Below are 6,877 nucleotides of genomic sequence, written 5' to 3' on the forward strand. Positions count from 1 at the left end.
TTCCACCCTGTATATCTGCTGGGCGGCCCAGGCTGCGCTGTACCATTTTTACGGCATCCCCAAATTCGGTCTGCCGCAAAAAATTTCAGGAATCTTCAGCCACGACATTCTGCAGCCGGACTGCCGCCTCTTCCGCGGTTTTGACGACACATTTACCGCGCCGCACTCCCGCAATACCGAAGTGCGCGCAGGGAACATCCTTGAAACGCCGCAGTTGCGCCTGCTTGCCCAGTCGGAACAAGCCGGGGTAACGCTTGTGGAGCGGGTTGACCACTCACAGGTTTTCATGACCGGCCATCTGGAGTACGACAGAGGCACATTGGACGCGGAATATCGCCGCGATGTGGACAAAGGCCTGAAGCCACGCGTGCCGGAACACTATTATCCCCATGACGATCCCTCCACCATGCCACGCATGAACTGGCGGGCGCACGCGCATCTGTTTTACTGCAACTGGCTTAACTATTACGTGTATCAGGAAACTCCGTTCAGCCTTACCGCCATCGCCCAAAATCGCGAAGCGCGGGCTGGCGCATAGCCTAATCCGGCCATTTGCCGAAACGAGGAACCTTATGCGATTTTCGACCAGAACCCGTTATGGATTGCGTTTTCTGCTGCGTCTGGCAGCCCAGCCCCAGGGCAGCCTTTTGCAACTGGGGCAGGTAGCCCGCGAGGAAAACATTTCTTCGGGCTACCTGGAGCAAATCGTCCGGGCTTTGCGGCCCATGGGCATACTCCGGGCCGTGCGCGGCTCCGGTGGCGGCTACGCCCTGGCAAAACCGCCTGCGGACATCAATATGGAAGAAGTTTTTCAGCACCTTGAAGGTGAAATCTCTCCAGTGCGCTGCCTCAGCAAGGGGCGCTCATGCCAGAGGGAAAAACAGTGCTCCACCCGTGGATTCTGGAGCGAACTTGACGGACATATACGCAGCTTTCTGCAGCAAAGAACCCTGCAGGAAATCATAGAATCAGAGAAGCACTCCGCTTCGGGAGGCAATTATGTGGAATTACACTGAAGCCGTTCATGATCATTTTCTGCGCCCGCACAACGTGGGGCCGCTGGAAGGAGCCAATGCCATTGGCGAGGTAGGCAGCTTGGCCTGCGGCGACGCGCTCAAGCTCTATCTCAAGATCAGCGACAAGGGCATTATCGAAAACGCTACCTTTGAAACGTTTGGTTGCGCCAGCGCCATTGCCTCCAGCTCGGTGCTCACGGATATGATCAAGGGCATGTCTGTTGAAGACGCCCTCAAGGTCAGCAACAAGGACATCGCCAATGCCCTGGGTGGTCTGCCCAAGCAAAAAATGCACTGCTCCGTCATGGGGCAGGAAGCGCTGGAAGCCGCCATCCGCCAGTGGAGGGGCGAGCCACCCGTGCCGCACGCGCACGAAGAGGGCAAGCTGGTCTGTAAGTGTTTCGGCGTTACCGATGCACAAATCATCCGCGCCATTCGCGAAAACGGCCTCAAGACCGTGGAAGAGGTCACCAACTACACCAAGGCCGGCGGTGCTTGCGGCGAATGCCTGGACGAAATCGGCGAAATCCTTGCTGCCGAGCTCAAGCAAAAGCCGATGGTAGAGCTGAAGCCCAAGCCGCGCATGACCAACGTGCAGCGCATGCAACTGGTGCTCAAGACCATAGAAGAAGAAATCCGCCCCGTTCTTGCCGCCGATGGCGGTGATATCGAGCTTGTTGATGTGGACGGCCTGCGGGTAGTCGTGTCCCTGCGCGGGCGCTGTTCACAGTGCCGCGCCAGTGATGTGACCATTCGCGACCTTGTGCAGCGCCTCTTGCGTGAACATGTGGAACCCGATATTGTGGTTGAGGAGGCGTAGGGACATGAGAACCATTTATCTCGACAATAATGCCACCACCGCTGTGGCTCCCGAAGTGCTGGATGCCATGCTGCCCTACCTTTCCGAACTGTACGGCAACCCCTCCAGCATGCATACCTTTGGCGGGCAGGTGGCCGAGGCGATGGAAAATGCCAGGCAAAGCCTGGCCAGCCTTCTCGGGGCCAGCCCCGATGAGATACTGTTCACCTCGTGCGGCTCGGAAAGTGACAGTTCAGCCATATGGACGGCCCTGCAGACCCAGCCCGACAAACGTCACATCATCACCACCCGTGTTGAACACCCTGCCGTGCTTAACGTTATACAACACTGGGAGCGGCACGGTCACCGCGTCACCTACCTTGCCGTGGACAGCAAGGGCAGGCTTGACATAGACGAATACGAACAGGCTCTGTCCGACGACACTGCGCTTGTATCCATCATGTTTGCCAACAATGAGGTCGGCAACATTTATCCCATACAGCGCATGGCAGAAATGGCGCACGAAAAAGGCATACTCTTTCATACCGATGCTGTGCAGGCTGTGGGCAAAACACCTATAGACCTTGAACATCTGCCTGCCGACCTGCTCTCGCTCTCCGGCCACAAGCTGCATGCGCCCAAGGGCATAGGGGCCCTGTACATCCGCAAGGGGGTGCGCTTCCGCCCCTTCCTGCGCGGCGGGCATCAGGAACGTGGACGCCGGGCAGGCACAGAAAACGTACCCTATATTGTGGGAATGGGCGTAGCCGCCCAGCTGGCCCTGGATCATATGCAGGAAGAGCGCGTACAGGTAGCCATGTTGCGCGACAAGCTTGAAGCCGGTATTCTGGAACGCATCTCGGACTGCATGGTCAACGGCGATGTGGAAAACCGCCTGCCCAACACGACAAATATCGCCTTCAAAAATGTGGAAGGCGAAGCTATCTTGCTTATGCTGGACAGGCTGGGCATCTGCGCAAGCTCTGGTTCGGCCTGCACTTCAGGCAGTCTTGAGCCTTCGCATGTGCTCAGGGCCATGGGTGTACCCTTTAACTATGCCCACGGCTCTGTACGACTCTCCTTGTCACGCTACACCACCGAAGATGACGTAGATTTTGTTATTGAGCACTTTCCTCAGGTTATCAAAACCCTCAGAGCCATCTCGCCCTTCAAAGACTAACAGTTATCTGATAAGAACAAGACAGCACGAACGTTCACCCCGCCGGGGACTGGAACAATTCCAGATAAACCCCGGCGGGACTTCGCCAGACTCAAGCCTCAAAAAATCAAATATTTTCCTTATCTATTGACCTGCCACCCGGCAGCTTCCTACATTTTCAGCGTAGCCCCCCCCGGCCGGAGCCTGACGGTCAGCCCGCAGCAAAGGCCACACCCGTAGATATAAGGATGCCGTATGCCTGTATTCATAATACTTTTGGCCCTGGCTCCCGCCGTAAGCGCGGCCGGATTGCTCATGCCCTTTCCCATATCATACATGGCGGGCGGCGCGGGTCTGCTCTGCGGCTTCAGCGGGCTTTATTTTCTTTACCAAGACCTGCTCAAGCCCATGAAAAACATTTCCCACAGTCTTCAGCAGCCCGGGACGCTCCATCTGCCTCACGATACGGACTGTGGCATCCTGCGCGAACTGGCGGACCTTATGACCGCTCACGGTGAAGAGCGTTCACGTACTCTGACTGCAAACTTGCGCGACCTTGAAAAATTTCAGCATGAATCCGCCGAATGGCGCGAAAAATACAAAATCGCCATGACCGGCCAAATCATGATTAGAGACAGCCTGCACGAAGTGGTGGGCAAAATGCACAAGCTTTCTACTGATCAGGCCGAACAGATCAGGAAATTTCTTGAAGTGCATCCCCAATTGGCACAAGAATCGCTTTTTAACGGTTTTACTGTGCAGTGGCTGGACAAAATCATTGCCGAACTTGAATACTGCGAAAGCTATGTGGAACAGATGACCGCATTTTTGGGCGACCCGGAAACAGATCCGGTTACCAATCAGGTGGAACAGAAGGAAGAGTATGTTCAATGGTCGGACAACTTTTCCACCGGCGTTCCTGTTATTGACGGGCAGCACAAACTGCTGCTTTCATACATTAACAAGCTGCACCGTGGCATCATGCAGGCTGAAGCTTCTGATCTGTTGCTGGAAATACTTGATGCTTTGGCCGGTTACGCTTTTACGCACTTCAATACGGAAGAAATCTTCTTCGCCCATTCCGATTACCCGGCGGCAAAGGCGCATATTGAAATACATCAGCAATTCAGAGACAAAGTTCTTCTCTTCCGCGAATCCGTGCTTGAAGGCAAATCGGGTGTGGACCTTGCCCTGCTGGACTTTTTGAAGACATGGCTTGTGGAACACATACAGGGTATGGACGTCTCATTCGCTCCCTACGTAGCCCAGAAGCATGGTACGAAAAAATCTGATGATGAAGAAGAGACCGCAGCAGATATGGAAGCAGCAGCTCAGGCCGTTTGAGCTGGAGCCTTGGTTCCAGGCGGCAGAAAGACAGAGCCTCCGCTTTTTGAGCGGAGGCTCTGTCTTTTTAACGTATGTTACCTTGAGAGAATATATGTTTTTACGGCACACACTCACGGCGATCAGCAGCGCAGTCTGACTGCGCCCAGGCCATCCGTAACAACATGGGGAGCCGCGCACCGTATTCCGGGCAACTGGCAGTAAAACCAGGACTATCCGGCCCGAAGCATCTGTTAAAACTTACAGGTTCTGCATGCCTGTTCTTCGCCTTTTCAAGCCGGCGCGAACATACTTGTCATATTGCAGAAACAGGCAAAGCCGCCACAAGGCGTTTGCGCCCAGACCTGTCCAGAAGCCGCTGGTTGGAGCTGCCTCTGAAGCGTAGTTCCATATCCCGCAACTCTTCCATATACGGCCCGTCAATCAGCAGGTCCGTCAGGTCCAGCAAGCGTGCAATCCAAGGGTCACGAACAGCCATTTCCTGCAGGGTTTCAAATGTATACCCTGTATAGGTAACCACTGTTCTACCCCTTTCGTGCACGCCCTGAGCTACGGCACATAAAGAAGCGGCCTGTAAAAAAGGCTCTCCGCCGGAAAGGGTCACCCCCGCAAGCAGCGGATTTCCATCAAACTGCTCAAGAGCGGCCTTTGCGGTAAAAAGAAAGCCGCCCTCAAGGCTGTGTGTTTGCGGATTATGGCAACCCCGGCAACGATGGGGACAGCCCTGGGTAAAAAGCACATATCGCAGCCCCGGCCCGTCCACTATGGATTCCTCCACAATGCCGGACAGGCGCAGGGGCTGCGACATCATATCTTCAGGCATGCTTTACCCGGTCGCGCTCCTCGGCACGCTTGGCATTGTTGAAGCGATCAAGCGTACCCACGAGATAGCCGGTGATACGGCGGGTGCGTTCAAAACCCACGCCCTGCCCCACCAGCGTTTGTGTGGGCTTCACTTCCTCGTACAGACGCGACTTCATCAACATTGGTTTTCTCCTTGGTCTTGAAACAATACAGTGAATATTCCAGGCCGCAACAGCGGCCGCCGTAGCTACAGAGCGCCGCAAATCAACTGTGTTCATTCCGTGCGGCGCGGATACGTCCGAAAAACCCGGTTCCGGCTGTCTAGCCGTTACAACGCATGACGCTGCAATGGGTGATCCGGCCTAGTTCCATTTGGGAATATGCGGATATTTTTTCCGCAGTTCTTCCAGCAATTCCTGGCTGATGCCTTCGCCTTCCTTGCGCCCGCACCGCGGGCAGCAACCATTAATCACGCCCACGTAGCCGCACAGGGGGTCGCGGTCAAGGGGGTGATTGACGGAACCATAGCCCACGCCGTTATCGTGCATAAAGCGGATAATGCTTTCAAAAGCCTCAGGATTTTTGCACGTATCGCCGTCCAGTTCCACATAGGTGATGTGGCCTGCATTGGTTACGGCGTGGTAAGGAGCCTCGATCTGAATCTTTTTGAACGCCTTGATCGGATAGTATACCGGCACATGGAAGGAATTGGTGTAGTAATCTTTATCCGTAATACCGGGAATGCTGCCGAACTTGGCCTTATCCAGTCCCACAAAGCGGCCGCTGAGGCTTTCCGCCGGGGTGGCAATAAGAGAAAAATTCAGCTTGGTTTTTTCCGCTTCTTCATCGCAGCGCTTGCGCATGTGGCGAACGATCTCCAGGCCAAGCTTCTGCGCCTCTTCGCTTTCACCGTGATGCACACCAAGCAGAGCCTTGAGGGTTTCAGCCAGGCCGATAAAGCCCATGGTCAGCGTGCCATGCTTGAGCACTTCTTCCACACTGTCATCCCAGTCAAGCTTGTCGGAATCGAGCCAGATGCCCTCGCCCATCAGGAAGGGGTAGTTGCGCACCTTCTTTGAGCACTGCACCTTAAACCTGTGCATAAGCTGACGGAAAACCAGGTCAATCCTGTCGTCAAGCAAGGCGTAAAACTTCTTTATATCACCCTGGGCTTCCAACCCCAGACGGGGCAGGTTCACGGAGGTGAAGCTCAGATTGCCGCGTCCGCAGGTAACCTCACGGTCCTTGTCGTACACGTTGCCGAGCACACGCGTGCGGCAGCCCATATAGGCCACTTCGGTATTGTAGTCGCCGGGCTTGTAGTACTGAAGGTTATAGGGAGCGTCCAGGAAGCTGAAGTTCGGAAAAAGCCGCATGGCTGAAACGTCTATGGCCAGTTTGAAAAGGTCGTAGTTGGGATCTTCACTGTTATAGTTGACCCCGGACTTGACCTTGAAAATCTGCACCGGGAAAATGGAGGTTTCTCCATTCCCCAACCCCGCCTTGGTGGCTTTGAGCAGATTTTTGGTGACCATACGCCCTTCGGCTGAAACGTCCGTGCCATAGTTGATGGAGCTGAAAGGCACCTGGGCGCCCGCACGGGAATTCATGGTGTTCAGGTTATGGATAAGGGCTTCCATGGCCTGATATGTGCGGCGCTCGGTGTACTTGAGGGCTTCTTCAACAGCATAGGCGTGGGCCCCGGCCACCGTGGCCTCCTGCCCTTCGGGGGCAACTTCGCCAAGCCTGCGGCCC

At 55.2% G+C, this 6,877-nt stretch carries 8 protein-coding genes; 5 read left to right on the forward strand and 3 right to left on the reverse strand.

The genetic code is table 11. The features are described from left to right. The 5 genes from QZ377_RS11340 to QZ377_RS11360 form a co-directional block, all read left to right on the forward strand. On the forward strand, nucleotides 1–538 hold a 538-nt coding region (locus tag QZ377_RS11340; RefSeq protein WP_291441253.1), incomplete at its 5' end, for a homoserine O-succinyltransferase. Nucleotides 539–572: 34 nt separating this feature from the next. Continuing rightward, nucleotides 573–1,016, forward strand: a complete 444-nt coding sequence (locus tag QZ377_RS11345; RefSeq protein ID WP_291441254.1) for an Rrf2 family transcriptional regulator — start codon at nucleotides 573–575, stop codon at nucleotides 1,014–1,016. Further along, nucleotides 1,000–1,836: a Fe-S cluster assembly protein NifU gene (gene nifU / locus QZ377_RS11350; RefSeq protein ID WP_291441255.1), complete on the forward strand. Its 837-nt coding sequence runs from the start codon at nucleotides 1,000–1,002 to the stop codon at nucleotides 1,834–1,836. Before QZ377_RS11345 ends, nifU begins: the two co-directional genes overlap by 17 nt. Nucleotides 1,837–1,840: 4 nt before the next feature. Continuing rightward, the gene (gene nifS, locus QZ377_RS11355; RefSeq protein WP_291441256.1) at nucleotides 1,841–2,995 is read left to right on the forward strand and encodes a cysteine desulfurase NifS; all 1,155 of its coding nucleotides are present in this window, start codon (nucleotides 1,841–1,843) and stop codon (nucleotides 2,993–2,995) included. Nucleotides 2,996–3,229: 234 nt separating this feature from the next. Further along, nucleotides 3,230–4,318 carry a bacteriohemerythrin gene (locus QZ377_RS11360; protein ID WP_291441257.1) on the forward strand — a complete coding sequence of 363 codons (1,089 nt, stop codon included), beginning with the start codon at nucleotides 3,230–3,232 and terminating at the stop codon, nucleotides 4,316–4,318. Between the two features lie 295 nt (nucleotides 4,319–4,613). On the opposite strand, the gene nrdG is transcribed toward QZ377_RS11360, so the two are convergent. The 3 genes from nrdG to nrdD (QZ377_RS11375) form a co-directional block, all read right to left on the reverse strand. After that, the gene (gene nrdG / locus QZ377_RS11365; RefSeq protein WP_291441258.1) at nucleotides 4,614–5,141 is read right to left on the reverse strand and encodes an anaerobic ribonucleoside-triphosphate reductase activating protein; all 528 of its coding nucleotides are present in this window, start codon (nucleotides 5,139–5,141) and stop codon (nucleotides 4,614–4,616) included. After that, nucleotides 5,134–5,304, reverse strand: coding sequence for an anaerobic ribonucleoside-triphosphate reductase (gene nrdD, locus QZ377_RS11370; RefSeq protein WP_291441259.1), 171 nt, complete (start codon nucleotides 5,302–5,304; stop codon nucleotides 5,134–5,136). The genes nrdG and nrdD (QZ377_RS11370) overlap by 8 nt, the downstream gene beginning before the upstream one ends. A gap of 180 nt (nucleotides 5,305–5,484) precedes the next feature. Further along, nucleotides 5,485–6,877, reverse strand: a 1,393-nt coding sequence (nrdD, locus tag QZ377_RS11375) for an anaerobic ribonucleoside-triphosphate reductase (protein ID WP_291441260.1), incomplete at its 5' end; no start/stop codon positions are given.

It is taken from the genome of Desulfovibrio sp. (assembly GCF_019424165.1).
GTDB lineage: Bacteria > Desulfobacterota > Desulfovibrionia > Desulfovibrionales > Desulfovibrionaceae > Desulfovibrio.

Bases quoted from the DNA above. Each gene is read 5' to 3' on its own strand.
- QZ377_RS11345 (WP_291441254.1), top strand. From the start codon at position 573: ATGCGATTTTCGACCAGAACCCGTTATGGATTGCGTTTTCTGCTGCGT.
- nifU (WP_291441255.1), top strand. From the start codon at position 1,000: ATGTGGAATTACACTGAAGCCGTTCATGATCATTTTCTGCGCCCGCAC.
- nifS (WP_291441256.1), top strand. From the start codon at position 1,841: ATGAGAACCATTTATCTCGACAATAATGCCACCACCGCTGTGGCTCCC.
- QZ377_RS11360 (WP_291441257.1), top strand. From the start codon at position 3,230: ATGCCTGTATTCATAATACTTTTGGCCCTGGCTCCCGCCGTAAGCGCG.
- nrdG (WP_291441258.1), bottom strand. From the start codon at position 5,141: ATGCCTGAAGATATGATGTCGCAGCCCCTGCGCCTGTCCGGCATTGTG.
- nrdD (WP_291441259.1), bottom strand. From the start codon at position 5,304: ATGTTGATGAAGTCGCGTCTGTACGAGGAAGTGAAGCCCACACAAACG.